General features: G+C 60.5%; 21 protein-coding genes. 11 read left to right on the top strand and 10 right to left on the bottom strand.

Translation table 11 applies throughout. From position 1 onward, the window contains the following. Nucleotides 1–179: 179 nt before the first annotated feature. Entirely contained in the window at nucleotides 180–1,169 is a 990-nt protein-coding gene (locus tag BK665_RS02840) for a GGDEF domain-containing protein (protein WP_123402751.1), read from the bottom strand. 333 nt (nucleotides 1,170–1,502) lie between these two features. Then, entirely contained in the window at nucleotides 1,503–2,687 is a 1,185-nt protein-coding gene (desA, locus tag BK665_RS02835; RefSeq protein ID WP_123402750.1) for a delta-9 fatty acid desaturase DesA, read from the bottom strand. 147 nt (nucleotides 2,688–2,834) lie between these two features. Here desA and dibA point away from each other — a divergent pair, with 147 nt between their 5' ends. The 6 genes from dibA (at nucleotide 2,835) to BK665_RS02795 (ending at nucleotide 9,282) form a co-directional block, all read left to right on the top strand. Next, the gene (dibA, locus tag BK665_RS02830) at nucleotides 2,835–4,754 is read left to right on the top strand and encodes a phosphodiesterase DibA (RefSeq protein WP_123402749.1); all 1,920 of its coding nucleotides are present in this window, start codon (nucleotides 2,835–2,837) and stop codon (nucleotides 4,752–4,754) included. Nucleotides 4,755–5,062: 308 nt separating this feature from the next. Continuing rightward, nucleotides 5,063–5,245 (top strand): sulfur starvation response protein OscA, encoded by a 183-nt coding sequence (oscA, locus tag BK665_RS02820; RefSeq protein ID WP_123402748.1) that lies wholly within the window; start codon nucleotides 5,063–5,065, stop codon nucleotides 5,243–5,245. Nucleotides 5,246–5,394: 149 nt separating this feature from the next. Further along, nucleotides 5,395–6,408 carry a sulfate ABC transporter substrate-binding protein gene (locus BK665_RS02815; RefSeq protein ID WP_123402747.1) on the top strand — a complete coding sequence of 338 codons (1,014 nt, stop codon included), beginning with the start codon at nucleotides 5,395–5,397 and terminating at the stop codon, nucleotides 6,406–6,408. Between the two features lie 176 nt (nucleotides 6,409–6,584). Further along, nucleotides 6,585–7,403, top strand: coding sequence for a sulfate ABC transporter permease subunit CysT (gene cysT / locus BK665_RS02805; protein WP_123402746.1), 819 nt, complete (start codon nucleotides 6,585–6,587; stop codon nucleotides 7,401–7,403). A 13-nt stretch (nucleotides 7,404–7,416) separates the two neighbouring features. Next, nucleotides 7,417–8,289 carry a sulfate ABC transporter permease subunit CysW gene (gene cysW, locus BK665_RS02800; RefSeq protein WP_054050211.1) on the top strand — a complete coding sequence of 291 codons (873 nt, stop codon included), beginning with the start codon at nucleotides 7,417–7,419 and terminating at the stop codon, nucleotides 8,287–8,289. A gap of 3 nt (nucleotides 8,290–8,292) precedes the next feature. Next, a complete protein-coding gene (locus BK665_RS02795) occupies nucleotides 8,293–9,282 on the top strand; it encodes a sulfate/molybdate ABC transporter ATP-binding protein (RefSeq protein WP_123402745.1) in 990 nt (329 codons plus the stop codon). Nucleotides 9,283–9,390: 108 nt separating this feature from the next. Here the strand turns inward: BK665_RS02795 and BK665_RS02790 are convergent, their stop codons facing one another. Beyond that, on the bottom strand, nucleotides 9,391–9,909 hold the full coding sequence (locus tag BK665_RS02790; protein WP_123402744.1) for an Mpo1 family 2-hydroxy fatty acid dioxygenase: 519 nt from the start codon (nucleotides 9,907–9,909) through the stop codon (nucleotides 9,391–9,393). Between the two features lie 84 nt (nucleotides 9,910–9,993). On the opposite strand from BK665_RS02790, the gene BK665_RS02785 reads away from it, so the two are divergent. Further along, nucleotides 9,994–10,680, top strand: coding sequence for a Crp/Fnr family transcriptional regulator (locus BK665_RS02785; RefSeq protein WP_123402743.1), 687 nt, complete (start codon nucleotides 9,994–9,996; stop codon nucleotides 10,678–10,680). 192 nt (nucleotides 10,681–10,872) lie between these two features. After that, nucleotides 10,873–11,238 (top strand): response regulator, encoded by a 366-nt coding sequence (locus BK665_RS02780; protein ID WP_123402742.1) that lies wholly within the window; start codon nucleotides 10,873–10,875, stop codon nucleotides 11,236–11,238. A gap of 144 nt (nucleotides 11,239–11,382) precedes the next feature. Here BK665_RS02780 and BK665_RS02775 read toward each other — a convergent pair whose 3' ends face one another. Continuing rightward, nucleotides 11,383–12,387 carry an AraC family transcriptional regulator gene (locus BK665_RS02775; protein WP_123402741.1) on the bottom strand — a complete coding sequence of 335 codons (1,005 nt, stop codon included), beginning with the start codon at nucleotides 12,385–12,387 and terminating at the stop codon, nucleotides 11,383–11,385. 100 nt (nucleotides 12,388–12,487) lie between these two features. Here BK665_RS02775 and BK665_RS02770 point away from each other — a divergent pair, with 100 nt between their 5' ends. Beyond that, nucleotides 12,488–13,561 (top strand): fatty acid desaturase, encoded by a 1,074-nt coding sequence (locus BK665_RS02770; protein ID WP_123402740.1) that lies wholly within the window; start codon nucleotides 12,488–12,490, stop codon nucleotides 13,559–13,561. Nucleotides 13,562–13,694: 133 nt separating this feature from the next. Here BK665_RS02770 and BK665_RS02765 read toward each other — a convergent pair whose 3' ends face one another. From BK665_RS02765 to BK665_RS02755, 3 genes are read right to left on the bottom strand one after another with little or no spacing between them, the layout of a single operon-like run. Next, nucleotides 13,695–15,305 carry an arylsulfatase gene (locus tag BK665_RS02765; protein ID WP_123402739.1) on the bottom strand — a complete coding sequence of 537 codons (1,611 nt, stop codon included), beginning with the start codon at nucleotides 15,303–15,305 and terminating at the stop codon, nucleotides 13,695–13,697. 14 nt (nucleotides 15,306–15,319) lie between these two features. Beyond that, nucleotides 15,320–16,135, bottom strand: a complete 816-nt coding sequence (locus tag BK665_RS02760; protein ID WP_123402738.1) for an ABC transporter ATP-binding protein — start codon at nucleotides 16,133–16,135, stop codon at nucleotides 15,320–15,322. Further along, on the bottom strand, nucleotides 16,132–17,730 hold the full coding sequence (locus BK665_RS02755; protein ID WP_123402737.1) for an ABC transporter permease: 1,599 nt from the start codon (nucleotides 17,728–17,730) through the stop codon (nucleotides 16,132–16,134). The genes BK665_RS02760 and BK665_RS02755 overlap by 4 nt, the downstream gene beginning before the upstream one ends. 398 nt (nucleotides 17,731–18,128) lie before the next feature. Here BK665_RS02755 and BK665_RS02750 point away from each other — a divergent pair, with 398 nt between their 5' ends. Beyond that, nucleotides 18,129–19,142 (top strand): ABC transporter substrate-binding protein, encoded by a 1,014-nt coding sequence (locus tag BK665_RS02750; protein ID WP_123402736.1) that lies wholly within the window; start codon nucleotides 18,129–18,131, stop codon nucleotides 19,140–19,142. Nucleotides 19,143–19,247: 105 nt separating this feature from the next. On the opposite strand, the gene BK665_RS02745 is transcribed toward BK665_RS02750, so the two are convergent. Further along, on the bottom strand, nucleotides 19,248–20,168 hold the full coding sequence (locus BK665_RS02745) for a LysR family transcriptional regulator (protein WP_123402735.1): 921 nt from the start codon (nucleotides 20,166–20,168) through the stop codon (nucleotides 19,248–19,250). 183 nt (nucleotides 20,169–20,351) lie between these two features. Between BK665_RS02745 and BK665_RS02740 the strand changes: the two genes are divergently transcribed. After that, nucleotides 20,352–21,257 carry a TauD/TfdA dioxygenase family protein gene (locus tag BK665_RS02740; protein WP_123402734.1) on the top strand — a complete coding sequence of 302 codons (906 nt, stop codon included), beginning with the start codon at nucleotides 20,352–20,354 and terminating at the stop codon, nucleotides 21,255–21,257. Between the two features lie 113 nt (nucleotides 21,258–21,370). Here the strand turns inward: BK665_RS02740 and BK665_RS02730 are convergent, their stop codons facing one another. After that, entirely contained in the window at nucleotides 21,371–22,987 is a 1,617-nt protein-coding gene (locus BK665_RS02730) for an alkaline phosphatase family protein (protein ID WP_123402732.1), read from the bottom strand. A gap of 188 nt (nucleotides 22,988–23,175) precedes the next feature. Continuing rightward, nucleotides 23,176–24,120 carry a LysR family transcriptional regulator gene (locus BK665_RS02725; RefSeq protein ID WP_123402731.1) on the bottom strand — a complete coding sequence of 315 codons (945 nt, stop codon included), beginning with the start codon at nucleotides 24,118–24,120 and terminating at the stop codon, nucleotides 23,176–23,178. Nucleotides 24,121–24,187 lie beyond the last annotated feature (67 nt).

The following is a 24,187-nucleotide window of genomic DNA, read 5'->3' as shown; positions in this document are numbered from 1 at the left end:
CGCGGTTGCTCAAGATCGGCTTGCCGGAATTGATGCGACTGCGCAAAAAGTAGCCAACACACTAATACCCTGTGGGAGCGGGCTTGCTCGCGAAGGCGTCGTGTCAGGCAACATCAATGTCGACTGACACGACGCCTTCGCGAGCAAGCCCGCTCCCACATTAGATTTGTGTTGGGCCGTCAGGCGGAGATGATTCGATTTTTGCCCTGGCGCTTGGCTTCGTACATCGCCGCATCCGCACGGGCAAACAGGCTGTCGAGGCTTTCGTCCTCGGGAGTGAGGCTGGTCAGCCCTTGGCTGACGGTGATGCCGAAGGTCTGGTCGTCGTGGCTGAAGCTCAGACGCTGAATCTCCCGTTGCAGGCGCTCGGCCACTTGCATGGCCATGTCCGGCGCGCAGCCCGGGAACACCGCGGCAAATTCTTCCCCACCAATTCGCCCGAAAAGATCCCCCCGGCGCAGCGCCGCCCGACCGCTTTCGGCGATGCGTTGCAGCACGGTGTCGCCGCCCTGGTGGCCGTAGGTGTCGTTGACCACTTTGAAGTCATCGATGTCCAGCAGTAGGAACGCCAGTGGCGCGCCTTGTAACTTCGCCTGTTCAAATTCGCGGTGGGCGCATTCGAAGAAGTGCCGGCGATTGCTGCTTTGGGTCAAGACGTCGGTGGTCGCCAGGCGTTGCAGCTCGGTTTCCATCTGCTTCTTTTCGGTGATGTCCTCGGCAATGCCGACAATGATCACCGGTTGCCCCGGTTCGGCCTGACGGTTGATAAAGCACTTGTCGCTGAGCCAGCGCACTTCACCGTCGGCCGCGATGATGCGGTACTCGCGATCTTCGACGGCTCCTTTGTCCAGCACTTCGGCCAGGCTGCGTTCGGCGTAGTCCAGATCGTCGGGGTAAATGCTGTCGCGCCACTGGTTGTAGTCGGCCAGTAGCAGGCCGGCGGAACGGCCGAAAATCCGTTCATAGGCGGGGCTGACGTAGAGGACCTGACGGGTTTCCCAGTTGAAGGCCCAAAGCACGGCGTTGACGCTCACCAGCAGCGAGCTGAACAGTTGTTCGCGTTCGCTCAGGCGTGCGACTTCACCTTGGGCATGCATCAACGCCATCAGGGTTTGCGCGGCCTCGGGCCACTGCGGGTGGGATGAGTCTTGTAGGTTTTTGGTGACCATCGGCACAGATCTCAAAGGGCGTGCGCCGCTCGAGTGTCGAAAGCGGCCACTACGTGGGCCCCTTATCGATTATTTCTTGTGCCACAGCAGGCGCTGTCACGCTTTGGTGGGAAATAATTGATAACAGGTCTCGGCCCGCCTGGATGGCGAAGTGTCTTTGAGATAGGGGATTTGGAGCTTAGTTCCCGGCTTGGGTGGTGAGGGAGGTGGCTCCCGCCGGGCGGTACTGGCGACGCGTTTTTTCAGTGAAAGAACGCGTCGTCAGGTTTTGCGTCTGCTGCGCAGCCGAGCGGGAGCGAGCTCCCTCGCCACAGGGCACCCCTCGGCAGAGGGTCAGACGGCGGCAGGGCGCAGGGAGTAGGTTTTGAGCTGGTCGGCGAAGTCGCGCAGGGATTGAATCCCGCTTGCTTCGGCTTCGTGTACCCAATCCTTGATGGCGGCAAGCATGTCGTGACCATTTGAGCTGGTCTTGACCCAGATCTGCTGCAAGGCCAGGCGTTTCTCGTAAATTACCTTCAGCGCCTGGCTGTGCTCGAGCATGTTCTGGATGCGGATATGGTGTTTGTCATCCAGCAGGCTGGTTTCCCGGGAGAGCAGACGCTTGGCGCGGTGGAATTGGTGACGGACCGAGTGATCGACCTTCTCCAGCTCCTGCTTGACCAGTGGCGCGATGACCAATTTGCGGTACTGGGCCATGATCTGGAAGCGGTTGTTGAGGATGGCCATGGCGGTGTCCATGTCCAGGCTGCCCTTGCCTTCGACCCGGTGGGCGATCGGCGCAACCCGCTGGACCTTGGCCAGGCGGAAGAAGCAGAAGACTTGTATCCAGGCCCAACCGAGGTCGAATTCCCACTTCTTCACCGACAGTTTTGCCGAGTTAGGGTAGGTGTGATGGTTGTTATGCAGTTCTTCGCCGCCGATCAGGATGCCCCAGGGCACCAGATTGGTCGCCGCATCGCGGCATTCGAAGTTGCGGTAGCCGATGGCATGGCCCAGGCCATTGACCACGCCGGCAGCCCAGACCGGGATCCACATCATCTGGATGGCCCAGATGGTGATGCCGATGGTGCCGAACAGCAGCAGGTCGATGACGCCCATGATCGCCACGCCCAACAGCGGGAAACGGCTGTAGAGGTTGCGTTCGATCCAGTCTTCGGGGCAGTTCTTGCCGTAGATGCGCAGGGTTTCCGGGTTTTCCGCTTCTTCGCGGTACAACTCGGCGCCCTTGCGCAGAACGGTGGAAAGACCCTTGATGACCGGGCTGTGCGGGTCATCAACGGTTTCGCATTTGGCGTGATGCTTGCGGTGGATGGCGGTCCACTCGCGGGTGTTCTGCGCCGTGGTCAGCCACAGCCAGAAGCGGAAGAAATGTTTCAGGCCAGCATTGAGCTCCAAAGAGCGATGGGCTGAATAGCGGTGCAGATAAACCGTGACGCCAACAATCGTGACGTGGGTCATCAGCAGGGTGACTGCCACCAGTGACCAGGGCGACAAGCCGAGAAAACCTTCGTACCACATAGGCTATAGGGCCCTCGATAAATAAAAAAACAGCCGTTGCATTATCACTAAGCCCACAGATAAAACCAGTCGCCCTTTCAGATAAGAGTGGCTGGATGTTTCTTTAACCTATAATTCCAACCCTTTTGTAGGGACATGGACGGCCTGATGACAGCCACATACCGCGATGCCTTGCGTGCAGCGCTGCTTTACCTGGTGCTTTCAGTAGTCTGGCTCCAGTTCAGTGGTTATTTATTGAACAGTTTCTTCGATAGCTCCCACGAATTGCTGCGATGGCAACTGATCAACGGTTACGCCTGGGTGCTGCTCAGCGCCGGGTTGATCTTCCTCGCCCGCGCCCGATTGTTCCGCTGCCTGGGCATCGGCGCCAAATTGCGCGAGCGCAGTGAAGACCGGGAGCGCCTGCGCCAGGCCGCCGCCGTGTTCGATTGCACTCGCGAAGGGGTTCTGGTCACCGACAGCAAAGGCCTGATCGTGCATGTGAACCGGGCGTTTATGGAAATCACCGGTTACCAGCGTGATGAAGTCATCGGTCAGCAACCGAGCCTGTTCAAGTCCGGTCACCACCCGCCAGCCTTCTATAAGGCAATGTTCGCCATGCTCGGCAGCGTCGGCGAGTGGAGCGGAGAAATCTGGAACCGGCGCAAAAGCGGCGAAATCTATCCGCAATGGCAAACCATCCGCATCATCCATGACGATCTGGGCCAGCTTAGCCATTACGTGGCGGTGTTTTCGGACATCAGCGCGATCAAAAACTCCGAGCATGAACTCACGCACTTGGCCCACCACGACCCGCTGACTGATCTGCCCAATCGCCTGCTGTTCACCGACCGCGTCGAGCAGGCGCTGACTTCGGCGCAACTGCACAAGCGCGGCTGCGCGTTGCTGATGATCGATCTGGATCACTTCAAGATGATCAACGACAGCCTCGGGCACAACATCGGCGATCAACTGCTCAAGGCTGTTGCCGGACGTTTCAAAGGCCTGTTCGCGCCGGGCGTCACCCTGGCGCGCCTGGGTGGCGACGAATTCGCCGTCCTCGCCGAGAACTGTCCGCAACTGGTGCAGGCCGCGGCCCTGGCGCAACGGATCATCGATGGCCTCAAAGAGCCGTTCGAGATCGACGGCCATCAGTTGTTCATCAATGCCAGCATCGGTATCAGCCTGTTCCCCAGCGACGCTTTGAGCGCCGAGCAACTGCTGCGCAACGCTGACTCGGCGTTGTTCAAAGCCAAGAGCGCCGGCCGCGATGGCTACGCGCTGTACACCGAAGAGCTGACGGCCCATGCCCAACAGCGGGTCGAGATCGCCTTCGAACTGCGCCGCGCTCTGGAGATGCAGGAATTGCGGGTTTACTACCAACCGGTCCACGACCTGAAAACCAGTCGCCTTATCGGCGTCGAAGCCTTGGTGCGCTGGGAGCATCCCCTGCGCGGGTTGATATCACCGGCGGAATTCATCCCCGTGGCCGAACGTACCGGGCTGATTTCCGAGATCGATGCCTGGGTCATGCAGCAGGCCTGTCGGCAAATGTGCCAGTGGCAGCAGGCCGGCGTGGTGCTGTCGTTTGTCGCGGTGAATGTGTCTTCCCGCTTGTTCGCCCGCCGTGAGTTGTATCAGCAGGTGGCGCAGGTGCTGCACGAAACCGGCCTGGACCCGGCGTATCTGGAATTGGAAGTTACCGAAAGCGCGGTGATGGACGATCCGGAAGTGGCGCTGGAACAAATGCATCGCTTGCGTGAATTGGGCGTGCGGCTGGCCATCGATGACTTTGGCACCGGGTATTCGTCACTGCTGCGGCTCAAGCGCTTGCCGGTGCAGAAGCTCAAGATCGACCAGGGATTCGTCGCCGGTTTGCCGTGGGACGAGGATGACGGCGCGATTGTGCGGGTGATCATCGCGTTGGCCAAAAGCATGGGGATGCAGGTGCACGCCGAAGGGATCGAGCAAGTGGAACAGGCGGGGTTCCTGCTCGAACACGAGTGCGATCTGGGGCAGGGCTACTGGTTTGGGCGGCCGGTGCCGGCAGAGCAACTGGATTGGGCACGGGCTCCCGTGATTGGTTGATTTTGTGGCGAGGGGGCTTGCCCCCGTCGGGTGGCGAAGCCGCCCCAAAATGTCTGATACACCGCGCTAGCAGAATTTACGACTGCTTCGCAGCCGAACGGGGGCAAGCCCCCTCGCCACAGGGTTTTGTGGGGCTTTCAAAAATGTGAAAACCCCCGCAACCCCTTGTCCCATCAAATAATACTTTCTGGTTATATAAACATTCTTAAATAGTCTTTTTAAGAATATCCGCGCCTATCTACTATTGCCCTCACGCCGCAAGCAGTGCCGCCACTGCCAGGCAACCTCTCAGTCGAAGGAGCAGCACCATGAGCGCATCCCTACGTAGCGTTGACAGCCAGGACGAAGCAACCATTTTGCGTGAGATCCAGAGCGCCCTGCGCGACCTGCGTTTCGGCGCGGTGGAGATCACTGTGCACAACGCCCAGGTGGTCCAGATTGAACGCAAAGAGAAATTCCGCTTGCAGAACCCGGCTAATAAACCGAGCTGAAGCAAAAAATCAAAAGATCGCAGCCTTCGGCAGCTCCTACGGGGGATTGATGTAGGAGCCTTCGAAGGCGGCGATCTTTAAACCGGCAACCGCGATCCCAGAAACCCATAAGAAAAGCCAACACCAACAGAATTCCAGGAGCTTTCACCATGTCGTCGATTCGTCATTTCGCTTTGGCCGCGCTGGCCAGCGCCCTTTTTGCAGGCTCCGCGGTTGCCAAGGATTACGAGCTGCTCAACGTGTCGTACGACCCGACTCGCGAGCTGTATCAGGACTACAACGCCGAATTCATCAATTTCTGGAAGAAAGACCACGCTGGCGACACCGTGAAAATCCAGCAGTCCCACGGTGGTTCGGGCAAGCAGGGTCGTGCGGTGATCGACGGCCTGCGCGCCGACGTCGTGACCCTGGCCCTGGCCGGTGACATCGACGAAATCGCCAAACTCGGCAAGACCCTGCCGGCTGACTGGCAGACACGCCTGCCGGATGCGAGCACGCCTTACACCTCGACCATCGTGTTCCTGGTGCGCAAGGGCAACCCTAAAGGCATCAAGGACTGGGGCGACCTGGTCAAGAACGACGTCTCGGTCATTACGCCGAACCCGAAAACCTCCGGCGGCGCTCGCTGGAACTTCCTCGCGGCGTGGGCCTATGGCCTGAAAGCCAACGGCGGTGACGAGGCCAAGGCCAAAGAATACATCCAGACCCTGTTCAAACACGTACCCGTGCTGGACACCGGTGCTCGCGGTTCGACCATCACCTTCGTCAACAACGGTCAGGGCGACGTGTTGCTGGCCTGGGAAAACGAAGCGTTCCTGGCGTTGAAAGAAGACGGCGGCGCGGACAAGTTCGAAATCGTCGTGCCTTCGCTGTCGATCCTCGCCGAGCCACCGGTGGCCGTGGTCGACAAGAACGCCGAGAAGAAAGGCAACGAGCAGATCGCCAAAGCCTACCTCGAGCACCTGTACAGCCCGGCCGGCCAGGAAATCGCCGCGAAAAACTTCTACCGTCCACGTGACAAGGACGTAGCGGCGAAGTATTCCAAGCAATTCCCGACCCTGGACCTGGTGACCATCGACAAAGACTTCGGCGGCTGGAAAACTGCCCAACCGAAATTCTTCAATGACGGTGGCGTGTTCGACCAGATTTACCAGGCGCAGTAACTTGATTTGAGCCACACACGAGCCTCAAGCTCAGGCGCATGACATGTGGGAGCGGGCTTGCTCGCGAAAGCGGAGTATCAGTCAACATTTTTATCGACTGACACGCCCTCTTCGCGAGCAAGCCCGCTCCCACATGAATGCGTTTAGCGGATCGAAATTTTCAACCAAGGACTTTTATGTCGCGTCGTATCTCCCCCGTCATACCCGGCTTCGGGCTGACGCTGGGCTACACCTTGGTGTACCTCAGCCTGATTGTGCTCATTCCACTGGCGGCCATGTTCGTACATGCCGCCCAGCTCACCTGGGATCAGTTCTACGCCATCGTCACCGCGCCTCGGGTGCTGGCGGCGTTGAAGTTGAGCTTCGGCACCGCGCTGTATGCCGCGATCATCAACGGCATCATCGGCACGCTGCTGGCCTGGGTGCTGGTGCGCTACACCTTCCCGGGGCGCAAGATCATTGACGCGATGATCGACCTGCCGTTCGCCCTGCCCACCGCCGTGGCCGGTATTGCGCTCACTGCGCTGTACACGCCGACTGGCCTGGTCGGGCAGTTCGCTGCGGACATGGGCTTCAAGATCGCCTACACCCCCCTCGGCATCACCCTGGCGCTGACCTTCGTCACGCTGCCGTTCGTGGTGCGCACGGTGCAGCCGGTATTGGCCGACATTCCCCGTGAAGTCGAAGAAGCCGCGGCCTGCCTCGGTGCCAAGCCGCTGCAGGTGTTCCGCTACATCCTGGTGCCCGCGCTGTTGCCGGCCTGGCTGACCGGTTTTGCCCTGGCCTTTGCCCGGGGCGTCGGCGAGTACGGCTCGGTGATTTTCATCGCCGGTAACATGCCGATGAAAACCGAAATCCTGCCGCTGCTGATCATGGTCAAGCTCGACCAATACGATTACACCGGCGCCACTTCCATTGGCGTGTTGATGCTGGTGGTTTCCTTCGTCCTGTTGCTGCTGATCAACTTGCTGCAGCGGCGCATCGAAACCCCATAAGGAGGCGCGAACCATGTCCCAATCGTCTATTGCGGCCGCCTCTTCGGCCAACGCCGCCCGCCGTGGCAGTGCTACGTCGCGGCGCATCCTGATCGGCCTGTGCTGGCTGGTCTTCACTCTGTTTCTGCTGTTGCCGCTGTTCATCGTGGTGTCACAAGGCTTGAAAAACGGCCTGGGCGCGTTCTTCACCGCGATCTTTGAACCGGACGCCTTATCGGCGCTGAAACTCACGGTGATTGCCGTGCTGATTTCGGTGCCGCTGAACGTGGTGTTCGGCGTCAGCGCGGCGTGGTGCGTCAGCAAGTACTCGTTCCGTGGCAAGAGCATGCTGGTGACCTTGATCGACTTGCCGTTCTCGGTGTCGCCGGTGATTGCCGGTCTGGTCTATGTGCTGATGTTCGGCGCCCAGGGCCTGTTCGGGCCGTGGCTGCAGGATCACGACATCCAGATCGTCTTCGCCTTGCCGGGCATCGTGCTGGCGACGATTTTCGTCACCGTCCCGTTCGTGGCCCGTGAGCTGATCCCGCTGATGCAGGAACAAGGCACCCAGGAAGAGGAGGCCGCGCGGCTGCTCGGCGCCAATGGCTGGCAGATGTTCTGGCACGTCACCGTTCCCAATATCAAATGGGGCCTGATCTACGGCGTGGTGCTGTGTACCGCGCGGGCGATGGGTGAGTTCGGTGCGGTGTCGGTGGTTTCCGGGCACATTCGCGGGGTGACCAACACCTTGCCGCTGCACGTCGAGATCCTCTACAACGAATACAACCACGTGGCCGCGTTCGCCGTGGCGAGCCTGTTGCTGATCATGGCGCTCTTCATCCTGCTGCTGAAGCAGTGGAGCGAAAACCGTATTAACCGCCTGCGCGCCAGCGCCGCGGAGGAATAATTCATGTCGATCGAAGTGCGTAACGTCAGCAAGAATTTCAACGCGTTCAAGGCCCTGAACGACATCAGCCTGGACATCCAGAGCGGCGAACTTGTGGCGCTGCTCGGCCCGTCTGGCTGCGGCAAGACCACGCTGCTGCGGATCATCGCCGGCCTGGAAACCCCGGATAAAGGCAGCATCGTGTTCCACGGCGAAGACGTGTCCGGCCACGATGTGCGCGATCGCAACGTCGGTTTCGTGTTCCAGCACTACGCCTTGTTCCGCCACATGACGGTGTTCGACAACGTCGCGTTCGGCCTGCGCATGAAACCGAAAAACCAGCGCCCGAGCGAAAGCCAGATCGCGGTCAAAGTCCACGAACTGCTGAACATGGTGCAACTGGATTGGTTGTCGGATCGCTACCCGGAGCAACTGTCCGGCGGCCAGCGCCAGCGAATTGCCTTGGCCCGCGCCTTGGCGGTGGAACCGAAAGTACTGCTGCTCGACGAACCCTTCGGTGCACTGGATGCCAAGGTTCGCAAGGAACTGCGTCGTTGGCTGGCGCGGTTGCACGAAGACATCAACCTGACCTCCGTGTTCGTGACCCACGACCAGGAAGAGGCGATGGAAGTGGCGGATCGGATCGTGGTGATGAACAAGGGTGTGATCGAGCAGATCGGTTCACCGGGCGACGTCTACGAAAACCCGGCCAGTGATTTCGTTTATCACTTCTTGGGCGATTCGAACCGTTTGCACCTGGGTGACGACAAACATGTGCTGTTCCGTCCCCATGAAGTGTCGCTGTCGCGGCATGAGCTGGAGGATCACCACGCGGCTGAAGTGCGGGATATCCGGCCGTTGGGTGCTACGACTCGGGTGACATTGAAGGTGGAAGGGCAGAGCGAATTGATTGAGGCCGAAGTGGTGAAGGATCACGACAGCCTGGTTGGGTTGGCCAAGGGTGAGACGTTGTTCTTCAAACCCAAGGTTTGGCAGAAAGTCGCCAACATCTAAGGCAAAAGCTTCGCGGGCAAGCCTCGCTCCTACAGGGGACCGGTGTTGAGCACAAAATTTGTGGCCAACCCAATACCCTGTGGGAGCGGGCTTGCTCGCGAAAGCGATCTAAACAGCAGCACCCTTCGAATTGACCCGCACACCCCCCACTCGCGCCTCAATCTGCTCCTTGAGGTCCCGCCGCAACCCCAGCAAAAACGCCAACTCCACCACCACAAACAACGGCCCGACAATCAACCCCGTCACATCATCGACAAACGCTGGCTTACGCCCCTCGTAATGATGGCCGACAAACTGAATCGCCCAGCCAATCACAAACATCGCCACACCGCTGCTGAGCCAGATCATGGTGCTTTGCTGCGCGAGTATTTGCCCTGCCCAAATGCACAGGCCCAGCAACACCGTCATCAGTACCCCGAGGCGCAGCTCCAGGCGCAGGTAAAACCACGCCGACGCCAGCGCCACCAGCACCGCCGGTGAAACCCAGCCGCCGGCCCACTGCGGCCGCGACAGCAAAACCGCCACCGCCACCACAATCAGCGGAATGCCGATAAAGTGGCTGGCAATGTTGCGCGGGTCACGGTGGTAGGCGGCGTATTGACTGAGATGGTCAACGAGGCTTTTCATTGTTATTCCTCCTGTAGGGTGACTGATCATGCCCCGGGTCCGGCGTTCGCTCTGTCAGCCAGGCGACAATTTCCAGGAGTCTTCATGGACATGCAGGTTTGGCGTTCGCGCCTGATGAGTGGGCAGTGGTTCAGTCATTTACCCGTTTCTTTACAGGATAGTCTGCTGGCAGCGGCCCGCGTGCGGCGCTTGACGCCGGGGCAACGGCTGTTCAAACGCGGCGATCCGCCGTGCGGTTTGTACGCGGTGCTCGAAGGCACGGTGCGCATCGGCGCGGTGAGCGAGCAGGGTAAAGAGGCGTTGCTGAGCCTGGTGGAGCCGCCGCACTGGTTCGGCGAAATCTGCCTGTTCGATGGCCAGCCCCGCACCCACGATGCGTTTGGCGCAGGCCAATGCACCTTGCTGCACATCCCGCAAACCGCGCTGCTGAAGCTGCTCGACGACCAACCACTGTACTGGCGGCAACTGGCCCTGCTGATGAGCCAAAAACTGCGCCTGACCTTCATCAATCTCGAACAGCTCAGCCTGATGCCCGCCCCGGCTCGCCTGGCCCATCGCCTGCTGATGATCGCCGAAGGTTATGGCGAAATCGACCCGCCGCGCCGGGTGCTGCAACTGCCCCAGGAGCAACTGGCGTCGATGCTGTCCCTGTCGCGCCAGACCACCAACCAGATGCTCAAGGAGCTGCAGGGGCAGGGGATTATCGGGTTGGGCTACGGCGAAATCGAAATCCTTGATGCCGAACGGCTCCGAGCGTTGGCCACAATCTAACCGCAACCACTGAACCCCTTGTGGGAGCGGGCTTGCTCGCGAAGGCGGTGTGTCAATCGACATGGATGTTGGCTGACACGACGCCTTCGCGAGCAAGCCCGCTCCCACAAGGAATGGCGTGTGCTGAAAGTTTGTGGTGGGCAACCGACCCGAACACGCCTAGCCTGTACCCCTGATTAATCGAGGTGTGCCATGCGTGTCCTGTTAGTGGAAGACGAACCCGAAACCGCCAAACTCCTGGCCAACGGCCTGAACGAGGCGAGCTATTCGGTGGATGTGGCGCTCAACGGCATGGACGGCCGGCGCTTCATCGAATCCGGCGAGTACGACCTGATCATCCTCGACGTCATGCTCCCGGGCCTCAACGGCTGGCAGCTACAGCAACAAATCCGCAAACTCGGCGAAACCCCGGTGCTGTTCCTCACCACCAAGGACGGCATCGAAGATCGCCTGCGCGGGTTGGAGTTGCATGAGGATGATTACCTGCTCAAGCCATTTTCCGTAAATGAACTGGTGGCGCGGGTGCGCAAGTTGTTGCGGCGGGATCGGGGGCGCTGAGGTTTTTGCGCCGTCCGGGCTATCGCCTTCGCGGGCAAGCCTCGCTCCTACAGGTCAACGCTATCTTCACGACTGGCGCATGACCTGTAGGAGCAAGGCTTGCCCGCGAAGAGGCCAGTCCAGACAACACACCTCCCAAACCCGTCACCGCAACCCATCCCGAAACTGCCCCGGTGTCATCCCCGTCCAGCGTTTGAACGCCCGGCTAAAACTGCTGGTATCCGCAAAACCCAGCAGATAACTGATTTCACTCAACGAACACTGCGGATCGCGCAGGTGCAGCAGCGCGAGGTTTTCGCGGCTTTCGTTGAGCAGGGTGTCGAAGCGGCAACCCTCGTCCGCCAGGTGCCGTTGCAGGCTGCGCAGGCTCAGGTGCAGGGTCTTGGCGATGTGTTCGGCGCTGGGTTCGCCTTCGGGCAGTTGTTCCTCGATGGCGTCGCGCACTTTGCGCTCCCAGGTCAGGGGTTTGAGCTGGGCGAGGGTGCGTTTGAGTACGGTTTCGTTGTGTTCGGCCAGTTCCAGGTTGGCGTCGTCCAGGTGGCTTTCGAAGTCCACCAGGGCGAATTCCAGTCGGTCTTCGTCGGCGGAAAAGTGCACCGGTGAGCGAAACACTTTGTGCCATTGGTGCGGGTCGGCAGGTTCGGGGCGGCGCAGGTACACCGCCAGCGGTGCGTAGTCGCGGCCCAGGCGATTGCGGCATGTGCGCACGTAGATCGCGGCAAAGGCGTCGATGGCTTCGAAGGCCGGGGCCGGGTTGCCGGGCGGGACTTTCAGGCGAAAACGGTAGCGGTCGTCGCTGCGGGTCAGTTCCAGTTCCAGGGCATCGCTGACCACTTGGTGATAACGCACGATGCGCTCGAACACCTCCCGCAGACTGCCGCTGGCCACCAGCGCATATCCGAGGGCGTGGAAGGTGGTGGGGCTGACAAAGCGCGACACCCGCAAGCCAATCGCCGGGTCGCCGCTGACCTGCACGGCGATTTCCCACAGGCGCGTGGTGTTGGACAACGGATAACGGGCGTTAGGGTCGTCCATCAACTGCGGGTCAAGCCCCGCCTGTTCGCACAGGGCGGTGCTGTCCAGGCCCAACGCATCGAGTTGCTTGCGCAGGGCGCGGGTCCAGCTGGCGAGGGAGGTCGGTTCAGTCATGCTGATTGGCGCTTCCGGTCAACAGGTTGGCGTTCACGGCTACCGTCTTGTGGGGCATCACAAGGCAGGATGTGACCATCAATAACCAGAGGATGGAAGCATGGACCGTACTTCTGCAAGTCCCCAGCGACTGAATGCAGCCCAGCGATCAGCACATATTCGCGAAGTGGTGCTGGCCCGGGGCGTCGAATTGCGAAAACACTACCCGATTCTCAACCATCAGGACGCCTTGGGCGCCGGCATTCTGGCCTTTGCCCTGGCCGGGATGATCGGTTCGGCGGCGCTCTACATCACCGGGCACATGGCCTGGTGGGTGTGCCTGTTGCTCAACGCATTTTTTGCCTCGTTGACCCACGAACTGGAACACGACCTGATCCACAGCATGTACTTCCGCAAACAGCGGGTGCCGCACACCCTGATGATGGGCCTGGTCTGGCTGGCGCGGCCGAGCACCATCAATCCGTGGATTCGTCGGCATCTGCACCTCAACCATCACAAAGTCTCCGGCACCGAAACCGACATGGAAGAACGGGCGATCACCAACGGCGAGCCCTGGGGCATCGCGCGGTTGATGATGGTCGGTGACAACGTGATGTCGGCATTCATCCGCATGCTGCGGGCCAAGACCTGGGCGCACAAAGTCAGCATCATCAAACGCACCTTGAAGGTTTACGCACCGCTGGCGTTGGTGCATTGGGGCGCGTGGTACGTGTTTCTCGGCTTCCATGCCGCCAATGGCATCGCGTACCTGATGGGCACGCCGATTGAATGGTCGGCGACCACGTTGTCGGTGATGCAGGTGATCGACATCGCGGCGGTGGTGATCATCGGGCCGAACGTGTTGCGCACTTTCTGCCTGCACTTTGTCAGCTCGAACATGCATTACTACGGTGATGTGGAATTGGGCAATGTGATCCAGCAAACCCAGGTGCTGAACCCTTGGTGGATGTGGCCGATGCAGGCGTTCTGCTTCAACTTCGGCAGCAGCCACGGGATTCATCATTTTGTGGTGAAGGAACCGTTTTACATCCGCCAGATGACCGTGCCGGTGGCGCATAAGGTCATGCGCGAGATGGGCGTGAGGTTCAATGATTTCGGGACGTTTGCGCGGGCGAATCGGTTTGTGCGCAAGGAAGAAGTGGTGGGGGAACAGGTGCGGACAGTCAGGGCTTGATGGGCTGTGGCTGATGGCCCCTTCGCGAGCAAGCCCGCTCCCACACTGGATCTTCGGTGACCACAATGATTGTGAGCAACCGAGATCCCCTGTGGGAGCGGGCTTGCCCGCGAAAGCGTCGGCTCAGGCAACATCAATCCGGCTGAAACGGCGACTCACTCAAGATCACCCCGGTTTCATCCACATACCGCTGCCAATGCTCGATCAGCGTCGTAAGTTTGTCCGGCTGCAACAGCGCCAAATCATGAATCTCCCCCGGATCACTCCCCAGGTCATAAAGCTGCCAGGTCGCCGGCCCCACCGGCCCGGGGATGTACACCGCTTTCCACTGCCCCTGCCGAATCGCCCGTCGCCCGAACAATTCCCACCCGGTGACGGTGTGTTCGTCATGCACCTGCGCCGTTTCGCCGGACAGAAACCCCAGCCACGATTTGCCGCGCAGTTCCGCCACGTCCTTGCCACGCCAACGCTTGCCCGGATGGCGCACACCGGCCAGGTCGAGAATGGTCGGCGTGATGTCCATCACCGTGCCAAACCCATGGCTGATCTGGCCCTTGAGCGAGAGTTGCGGGTAGTGCACCAGCGCCGGCACGCGAATCCCGCCCTCGGTGGTGAACGCCTTGAACAGCCGCGACGGCGCGGTCGCGACCTGGGCCCAGCTCGGTCCGTACCAGACGTATGAGTTGGCGCGGCCGATGTTGTCCAGGCTGTTGTCGTAATGCTGATTCAGATACGTCAGCAGCTCCGGGCCGAATTTCGGGAAGGCTTCCAGCAGCGCCCCTTCGGCGCCGTTATCGGACATGAACAGGATAAACGTGTTGTCCAGTTGCCCCTGTTTGCGCAGGTAATCGACGACGCGCCCGATGTTCCAGTCCATGCGCTCGACCATCGCCGCATAAACCTCCATGGCCCGTGCGGAAACCTGCCGTTGTTCGTCGCTCAAGGCGTCCCATTGTGCGTTGAGCTGGATCAGCGGATGCGGTTCGACATCGGCGTCGATCAGCCCCAGGGATTTGAGTTTTTCCAGACGCTCAAGTCGCAGCACTTCCGGGCCGGCGTCATAGCGGCCACGGTATTTCTCAACCACATCGGCCGGCGCCTGCAACGGCCAGTGCGGCGCGGAAAACGGCAGGTAGGCGAAGAACGGTCGGGTCTGATCCCGCTCCTTCAGGTACTGCAACAGCTTGTCGCCGAAGGCGTCGGAGGAATAAAAATCCTTCGGCAGTTCATCCACGAACCTGTCGTCTTCGATGTACAGCGCCGGGGTGGATTTCAGCAGCCCCGGCGTCTGTTCATCGTAAGTCGGTTCAAAACCGTAGTGGTTGGCGGCGCCGGGCAGCAGCGAAAACGAGCGCTCGAAACCCCGCGCATGCGGCGCCAGTTCAGCAGTCAGGCCCAGGTGCCATTTGCCGCTCATCAACGTCTGGTAACCGGCCTCGCGCAGCAGTTCCGGCAACGCCACCACGCGGTCGTTGAGATGACCTTCGTAACCCGGTTTGCCGATCAGGTCCGGGGTCAACGCCTCGGCCATGGTGCCGATGCCGGCGATGTGGTGGTCGGTGCCGGTGAGCAGCATCGAACGTGTCGGCGAGCAGGTGGGTGCCGTGTGGAAATCGGTCAGGCGCAGGCCGTTGTTGGCCAGGGCATCGAGGTTCGGCGTGGCGATTTCACCACCGAACGCGCCGATGTCGGAGAAGCCCAGGTCATCGGCCAGGATCACCAGAAAATTGGGACGTTGCGGCATCAAAAATCTCCTGTTCAGCAGGCAATGAAGGACAGCGGCAGGTCGCGGATCTGCACCGGCACGGTCGGTTGGTAGTGGTCGTCGCTGGTGAGCTCGTGCAGCAGCTCCTCGCGCAATTGGTGGAAGTCGAAACTGCTGCGCTGGCGCGGGTGGGGCAAGGCGATGTCGACCACTTGCTTGATGCGGCCGGGACGGGGCTCCATGACCACCACGCGGTCGGCGAGGAAGATCGCTTCCTCGACGTCATGAGTCACGAGGATCGTGGTGATTTTTGCGCGACTGCGAATCGCCAGAAGCTCGTCCTGCATCTGTTGGCGAGTCAGGGCGTCGAGGGCGCCGAAGGGTTCGTCCAGCAGTAGAATCCGTGGGCTGGCCACCAAGCCGCGAGCGATCGCCACCCGTTGCGCCATGCCCCCGGAGAGCTGGTGCGGATAGGCGCGGGTGAAGTCTTTGAGGCCGACCAACTCGATGAAATCCTCTACGCGTTTTTGCTTTTGCTCGGTGCTTAAAGGCTCGTTGACCAAGCCCAGGCCGATGTTGTCGGCCACTGTCAGCCACGGGAACAATCGATGTTCCTGAAACACGATCCCACGCTCGCCACCGATGCCGCTGACCGCTTTACCGTCCACGGTAATCTGCCCGCGAAACTGTGTGTCGAGCCCCACCAACAGCCGCAATAAAGTGGATTTTCCACAACCGCTGGAGCCGACAATCGCGACGAATTCGCCCTCGGCGATTTCCAGGTTGAATTCGCGAATGGCCTCCAGTTCAAAGCCGTCGACATCGAAGGATTTGCCCACGTGGTTGAAGCTGACAATCGGTGCGTTCATGCGTGTCTCCAGCGGGTCGCGCGGATTTCCAGGCGTTGGCCGATAAGGTTGAGCAGGGCGCCGGTCAGGCCCACCAGGAGCATGCCGGCCATGATCAGGTCCATGCGCAGCAGTTGTTGCGCGCCGATCATCTGGCTGCCGATGCCGCCGTTGGACGGCATGAAATATTCGGCGCCGATGGTGCCGAGCCAGGCGTAGATCAGGCTCAGGCGCAGGCCGGCGAAAATCCCCGGCGCGGCACCGGGCAAGACCAAGCGACGCAGGCGCTGGCCGAGATTCAGGCGCAGCACTTGCGCCGCTTCATTGAGTTGCGGCGAGAGGTTGGCGACGCTGCGTTGGGTGGCGATGAACAGCGGGAAAAACGCGGCGAGGGCGACGAACACCCACTTGGCCAACTCCCCCAGGCCGAACCACGCGGTTAGCAATGGCACCCAGGCGAAAATCGCGATCTGGCGGATGGCGGCGAGGGTCGGGCCGAGCACCCGCTCACTGGTGCGCGACAGTCCCAGCAGCAAGCCCAGCGCAAACCCGAGGCCGCCGCCCAGCAGCAGACCGCCGAGGGTGCGGCCCAGGCTCAGGGCCATGCCGCCGAGCAGCGTGCCATCGAGCAAGCCGTGCCAAGTGGTTGCCAACACGGCCAACGGGCTGACCAGAATATTCCCGTCGATCCACTGCTGATCCGTGGTCACTTGCCACAACACCAGCAGCGCCAGCGGCAACAACCACGGCTGCACTCGCTGCCAACCGGCATAACGCGGCCCGCGACGAATTTCGGCGGTGGCCGGATGCGGCCAGTGCACCAGTTTTTTGTCCAGCAGACCGATGCCGCGATCCATGGCCACACCGATAAAACCGATCACCACGATGACCACGAAAACGATGTCGAGCATGAACAACTGCCGCGCCCAAACCATCAGGTAACCGATGCCTTCGCTGGACGCCAACAGCTCGACCGCCAGCAACGAGGTCCAACCGGCGGCCAATGCCAGCCGCACGCCGGCCATGAACGCAGGGAGCGCGGCGGGCAAGATGAGGCGGCGGATCAACAAGCGGGTGGGCAGGCGCAGCACGGCGGCGGCTTCACGCAGTTTGGGTTGTGCATCCCGCACGCCGACCAGCGTGTGCAGGGTCACCGGCACCACGATGGCCTTGACCAGCACCACCAGTTTCAACACTTCGCCGATGCCGAAAAACACCATGAACAACGGAATCCAGGCCAGGGTCGGCACTTGCGCCAACCCGGCGAACGTCGGGAACACCAAACGTTCCAGACGCCGACTGAAACCCAGCGCCGCGCCCAGCACGGCACCGGCGCTGACCCCGGCGAGCAAGCCCCAGAACAGGCGTTGCAGGCTGATCCACAGATGGCTCCACAATTCGCCCTGGGACAGTTCGACCGCGCTGTTCCACACCAATGAGGGCGCTGGCAGGATCTGCTCGCTCATCCAGTGATTGCGGCTGGCCAGCCACCACAGGGCGAACAGGCTGATCGGCAACAGCCAAGGCAACAGGCGTTGGCTCAGGCTGGGCCACAGGCGCCGACCGTTGAGCGGCGGGGCGGCCAGCGGCAGGCTGAGAAGGGAAACACGGGCCATGGATGACCTCCGTTGTCGGGTTGCAAAACTGGCCTGCCCTTGTGGGAGCGGGCTTGCTCGCGAAAGCGTCAACACATCCAACATTGATGGTGGCTGACACTCCGTCTTCGCGAGCAAGCCTGCTCCCACAGGTTTTAGGTGTATGCAAAATCGATCTATAAAAAACTTAATCAATACTATTGAGAGATAAGCCAAGCCATTTAAGGCCTCCAGGCCACACGCATCCAATGCATTCGAAGAATATTTTCGATGCTGTTTATGCATACCCGCCCAAGACCCCCGCGTTAACTGGCATAGATCCAAAAGCTATAAAAATGTGAATTTATAGTATTTAAGTGCTGACCCCGATTCAGCCTACGTTCTGCTCCTCAACGCCGTCGCCACCAGGAGCCACACCCATGAATCGTCCCTTCAAACGTGTCATCAGTCTGTTCGCCGTTCCGGCCCTGGCGGGGTTGCTGGCGTTCACCGCCAACGCCGACGAACTCAAGGAAATCAGGATCGCCGTGCCCGACCTTAGCGCCGGCACCCAACACAGTGGCGGCGGCATCGCGGATGTATTGCGCGACCAGCAGATCTACGAAAAAGCCTTCGCCGATCAGGGCGTCAAGATTCAGTGGAGTTTCTTCAAGGGCGCCGGTCCGGTGATCAACGAAGCGTTCGCCAACGGTCAGGTGGACCTCGCCTATCTGGGTGACCTTGCGGCGATCATTGGCAAGTCCAACGGTTTGGACACGCGGCTGCTCAGCGCCTCCGCACGCGGGGTGAAACAGTATCTGGGCGTGGTGCCCGGCTCGGGGATCAAGACGCTGCAAGACCTCAAAGGCAAACGGGTGGCGATCTTCCGTGGCACCGCTACGCAGTTGTCGTTCGATGCGGCGCTGGCCAGCCAGGGTTTGAGCGAGAAGGATGTGAAGGTGATCAATCTGGACTTCAACGGCGCGGTCGCAGCGTTGGCGGCCAAGCAGATCGATGCGTCCTGGGGCAGCTCCGGGCTGACCGCATTGCAAGCCAAGGGCCTGGCCGAGTTGCCGTTGAATACCAAGGATTTGGGAGGGGCGGGCAGTGTGCAGGCTGTGTTGGTGGGCACCGGCAAGTTTGTCGACGAACATCCCGACGTCGTGGCGAAACTGCTGAAGGCGCAACAGCAAGCAGTGGACTGGCTGACTCAGGACAGCAACAAGGATGCGTACATTCAGTTGGTGTCAGGGCTGGCGAGTTACCCGCCGGTGATTCTGCAGCAGGATTTGCAGGATCAGAAATTGAGCGAAGTATTCCCGTCGACCCTGGACCCGGTGTTCCTGGGGAAATTGCAGGATGCGGTGGATCTGGCCTCGCAGCAGAAGCTGATTCGCAAGCCGTTCAAGGTGAAGGATTGGGTGGTGCCGGAGTTGGCTGCTGCCAAGCTCTGAATCTCTAGCGTCTGTGCGGGCCTCTTTGCGAGCAAGCCCGCTCCCACATTGTTTCTGCGTCGTTCACAGAACCCATGTGGGAGCGGGCTTGCTCGCAAAGAGGCCCTAAACCGCGACGCTAATCTCTTGTTTATCCACCGCCACCAACGTCTCAATCATCGCCCGCGCCGCTGGCGACAACCGGAACCCGGTGCGGCTGACAATCCCGCACCGCGCATTCATGCTCTCGACGTTCTGCGGCAAATTACGCCAGTGCAGCAGCACCAGCGAACCCTGGGCAATGTCCTCGACAAACGCCTCTTCGGTGCCGATGCCAATCGCATTCGACTGCAACACAATCTTCACCAGCGCCGGGAAGTGCTCGGTCTCAATGGTCGGTGAAAAATCCATCCGCCCACTGAGGTTCGCCAGCAATTTGCGAATGCCCGGCGGGATCAATGTGGTCGCCAGTGGATAGTCGAACATGTCGTTGGTCGACAGGCTGTCCTTGACCAGCAACGGATGCCCCGGCCGGCAGAAAAACACCCCGCGCTTGGGGGTCAACGCCTGGGTCTGGAAGTTCGGGTCGGCTTCGAAATGGCGGATGTCGGCGATGAAGAATTCGATCTCTTCGCGGCTCAGGGCGCGGCTGAGTTTTTCCCAGTTATCCACCTGAAAACAGGTGCGCACTTTCGGGTGAGCATTGATGAACTGCGCCACCGCATCCGGCACCAGTTTCACCGCCGGCGCGGGGCCGCAACCGAAGCGCAGTTCACCGGCGTCGAGCTTGGTCATCTGCGTCACCTCGGCGCTGAGCAGCGCCGCGCCTTGCACCAGGGTCAGGGCATGTTGCAGCACCACCTGGCCTTCAGGTGTCGGGCGCAAATCCTTGTTGCCACGGTCCACCAGAACACAGCCGAACTCTTGCTCCAGCCCTTGGATACTGCGGCTGAACGCCGGTTGAGTGATGCCCATGGCGTCAGCCGCACGGACAAAACTGCGGTGTTCGTTGAGGGCGATGAAGTAGCGCAACTGGCGAAGATCCATATGCTTTTGCGGCATCCTAAAAATAGCTCGAAGGCATTTGCGACGAAGGTTGCTTGAGGTTTTAAATGCAAGCTCTTATTCCGTCAACGAAGCATGTGAATATCTATTAGACCTAAATTGAATATAGATAGAGCAATGCTTAGTTGCCGTTCAACCGTCAGCAGTCCGATCGAGGGTCTACCCATGAGCAATGCCGCTTTAGCTGTAAAACCCGCTGTTCACGCGCTTGAAATCCATCCGGTGGCCGGTCGGATCGGCGCCGAGATCCGTGGCGTGCAACTTTCCGGTGAGCTGGACGCCGGCACCGTCGAAGCCATCCAGCAGGCGCTGGTGCAGTACAAAGTCGTGTTCTTCCGCGAGCAGACCCAGCTCGACGATCAGAGCCAGGAAGCCTTCGCCCACTTGCTCGGCGAACCGGTGGCGCACCCGACCGTGCCGGTGCGCGACGGCACCCGTTACCTGCTGGAACTGGACGGCGCTGAAGGCCAACGCGCCAACTCCTGGCACACCGACGTGACCTTCGTCGACGCCTACCCGAAAGCCTCGATCCTGCGCTCGGTAGTGGCCCCGGCATTCGGCGGCGACACCTTCTGGGCCAACACCGCCACCGCCTACAACGAACTGGCGCCGGAACTGCGGGAATTGGCGGACAAACTCACCGCCGTGCACAGCAACGAATACGACTACGCCGGCGCCAAGCCCGACGTGTCGGCGGAGAAGCTGGAGCGCTACCGCAAGATCTTCACCTCAACCGTCTACGAAACCGAGCACCCGGTAGTGCGCGTGCACCCGATCAGCGGCGAGAAGAGCTTGTTGCTGGGGCATTTCGTGAAACGCATCAAGGGTTACTCCCAAGCGGATTCAGCGCACTTGTTCGGGCTGCTGCAAAGCCACGTCACGCGTTTGGAAAACACCGTGCGCTGGCGCTGGAAGGCCGGTGATGTGGCGATCTGGGATAACCGATCCACCCAGCATTACGCGGTGGATGACTATGGGACGCAGGACCGGATCGTGCGGCGAGTGACGTTGAAGGGGGAGGTGCCGGTTGGAGTGGCGGGGCAGCGCAGCCAAACCATTAAAGGCGCGTAAAACACGGTCCCCTGTGGGAGCGGGCTTGCTCGCGAAAGCGGTGTGTCAGTCAACATTTTTACCGACTGACACTCCGCCTTCGCGAGCAAGCCCGCTCCCACAATTTGATTGGGTTACCACACGCCGATTTGGACCAGTTTCTCGGCTTCCGGCTCGCCATAACGAAACCGCTGCCCGCGCAAATCAATCTCTTGATGACTGATGGTGGTGCGCCGTTTCAACCCGCGCACCCACTCAAACAGATACCCCGCATGCTCTTCGCGAACGGCGGCAAACGCCGGGTCCGCGCCCAGATCGCGCAACTCCTGCGGATCGTTCAGCAGATCAAACAGCTGCGGCCGAAACCCGTCATACGCCAGATACTTCCAGCGCTCGCTGCGCACCATGGTCATGCGGCAACGGTCGATCGGCTGCGCCAGACGCTCCCGCGCCGGGGCCTGGAAGGCGTAGTCGTATTCGCTGATCGCATAGCGGCGCCAGTCGGTCTCCACTTCGTGCAATAGCGGAATAAGTGAGCGTCCTTCGAGCCGATGTTCAGCGCTCGGCAAACCCAGGGCTTCAAGGAATGTGGGCAACGCATCAATGGTTTCCACCAGCCGATCATCCACCGACCCCCGGGTGATATCCGCCGCTACACGCGGGTCGCGCACGATCAACGGAATCCCCACCGCCGGCTCCAGCAAAAACTCTTTTTCCCCCAGGTAATGGTCACCCAGGAAATCACCGTGATCGCTGGTGAACACAATCAGCGTGTCGTCCCAGCGACCATTGCTCTGCAGAAAATCGAACAACCGCCCGAGCTGATCATCGACCTGTTTGATCAGCCCCATGTAGGTCGGCACCACGTTCAAGCGCACCTCGTCCTGGGAAAAATTCAGGCTTTCTTCATGCTGGCGAAACGCGTTGTACACCGGGTGATCGCTCGCCTCCCCAGCCGCTGCGCGCACCGGTTCAATCACCTGCTCGGCGCCATACAGCGCGTGGTACGGCGCCGAGGCGATGTAGGGCCAGTGGGGCTTGATGTACGACAGGTGCAGGCACCACGGCTGCGCGCCTTGCTCGGCGATGAAGTCGATGGCGCGGTCGGTGGTGTAGGCGGTTTCGGAATGCTGCTCGGGGACGCGTGCGGGGAGATGGGCGTTGCGCATTTTCCAGCCGCTGAGGATTTCGCCATTGGCACCTTGGGCGGCATTGGCCCAGTCGTGCCAAGGGTTGCGACCCTCGAAACCGTGCTCGCGCAAGTAATGGGTGTAGGGCGCGGACTCGCGTTTGTCGTCGAAAATCGGGTCGTCGGGGAAGATGCCGTCGTGGCGGAAAAAGGCTTCGAAACCGACTTCGTTCAGCACTTCGGCTTGTTCGCTGGAGGGATTGATCGCCAGCCGTTGCAAGGCATCCAGATTGGGTGTGGCGTGGGTCTTGCCCACCAGCGCGGTGCGGATGCCATGGGGGCGCAGATAGTCGCCGATGGTCAGTTCTTCCAGGGGTAACGGCACGGCGTTCCACGCCACTTGGTGGCTGCTGACATAGCGCCCGGTGTAGGCCGACATCCGCGACGGCCCGCAGATTGTGCCTTGGGTGTAGGCGCGGCTGAAACGTACACCGGCGGCGGCCAGGCGATCGATATTCGGCGTGTGCAAATGCGGGTGGCCGTAGCACGACAGGTAATCGCGGCGTAGTTGATCGCACATGATGTACAGCACATTGCGCACAGGGTTTGGGGTGTTGGGCATGGGGTTCACCGATCAAAAGACAGGCGAGGGTTTTCGCTGGTGGGGCGGGGTTGAGGCAAGTGCATTTGGGGAATGGGGTTTATGCAGTGGGTGCATCGGTGTTTGATCTGGCCTCTTCGCGGGCAAGCCCGCTTCCACAGGAGAATGCATTCCAATGTGGGAGCGGGCTTGCTCGCGAAGGCGTCCGATCAAACGGCCAAATTGTCGAGCGAACACACCTCCTCATCCCGCTGATCAATCTCCTTGATCTGCGCAATCATCGCCTCGGCCAACGGCGACAAGCGATACCCGGCGCGGCTGACGATCCCGTACCGCGTGTACAGCTCTTCAAGATCATCCGCCAACCCATCAATCTTCAAACACACCAACTCACCCTTAGCCAAATGCAGCGCATCTGAATAAGCGCCGACAATCCCGATGGCATCCGAACGCATCACCACGCTCAGCAGGCTGTAGCTGTTTTCACATTCCACATTCGGCGTGAAATCCGGGCGGCCGCTCAAGTCGACGATGACTTTGCGCAGGTTCGGCGGGCGAATGCTGACCGCCATCGGGTAGCTCATCAACTCTGCAGCAGTGACGCTTTCGCGCCCCGCTAATGGATGCCCGGCACGACAGCAGAAATGCCATTTGCGCGGGCGCAGGCGTTGAGTCAGGTAGTCCGGGTCGGCTTCGAAATAGCGGGTGTCGGCGACGAAGAATTCGAACTCCTCGCTCAGCAGGCGCTTGCTCAGGCTCTGCCAATCGTCCACCTGGAACTGCACTCGCGCTTTCGGATAGCGCCCGATAAAACTGCCGATGGCTCGCGGGATCAACCCCGCCGCGGGCGCCGGGCCACAGCCGAAGCGCAACTCGCCAGCCTCCAGACCGTTGAACTGGCTGATCTCGTTGGCCATCTGCTGCGCGCCGCTGACCAACCGTCGCGCATGTTCGAGCAACACCTGGCCCTGTTTGGTCGGCGCCAGGTCCTTGCGTCCGCGATCCACCAACTGACAACCGACGCTGTGTTCCAGGGCCTGGATGCTGCGGCTGAAGGCCGATTGCGAGAGGTTCACCGCCAAGGCGCCCGCGACAAAGCTGCGCTGGTCGGCGAGGGCGATGAAGTGGCGGAGTTGGCGCAAATCGATATGCATTTTTCACATAAAAAATATCGGGCGAATGCATTGGATATGCATCAGGTGGATTCCTTATAAAGGCAAT

Origin of the sequence: Pseudomonas frederiksbergensis, assembly GCF_003732665.1 — a bacterium.
Classification (GTDB): domain Bacteria; phylum Pseudomonadota; class Gammaproteobacteria; order Pseudomonadales; family Pseudomonadaceae; genus Aquipseudomonas; species Aquipseudomonas frederiksbergensis_G.
The sequence above is the reverse complement of the archived record's forward strand: the minus strand, read 5'-3'. Positions and strand labels throughout refer to the sequence as shown.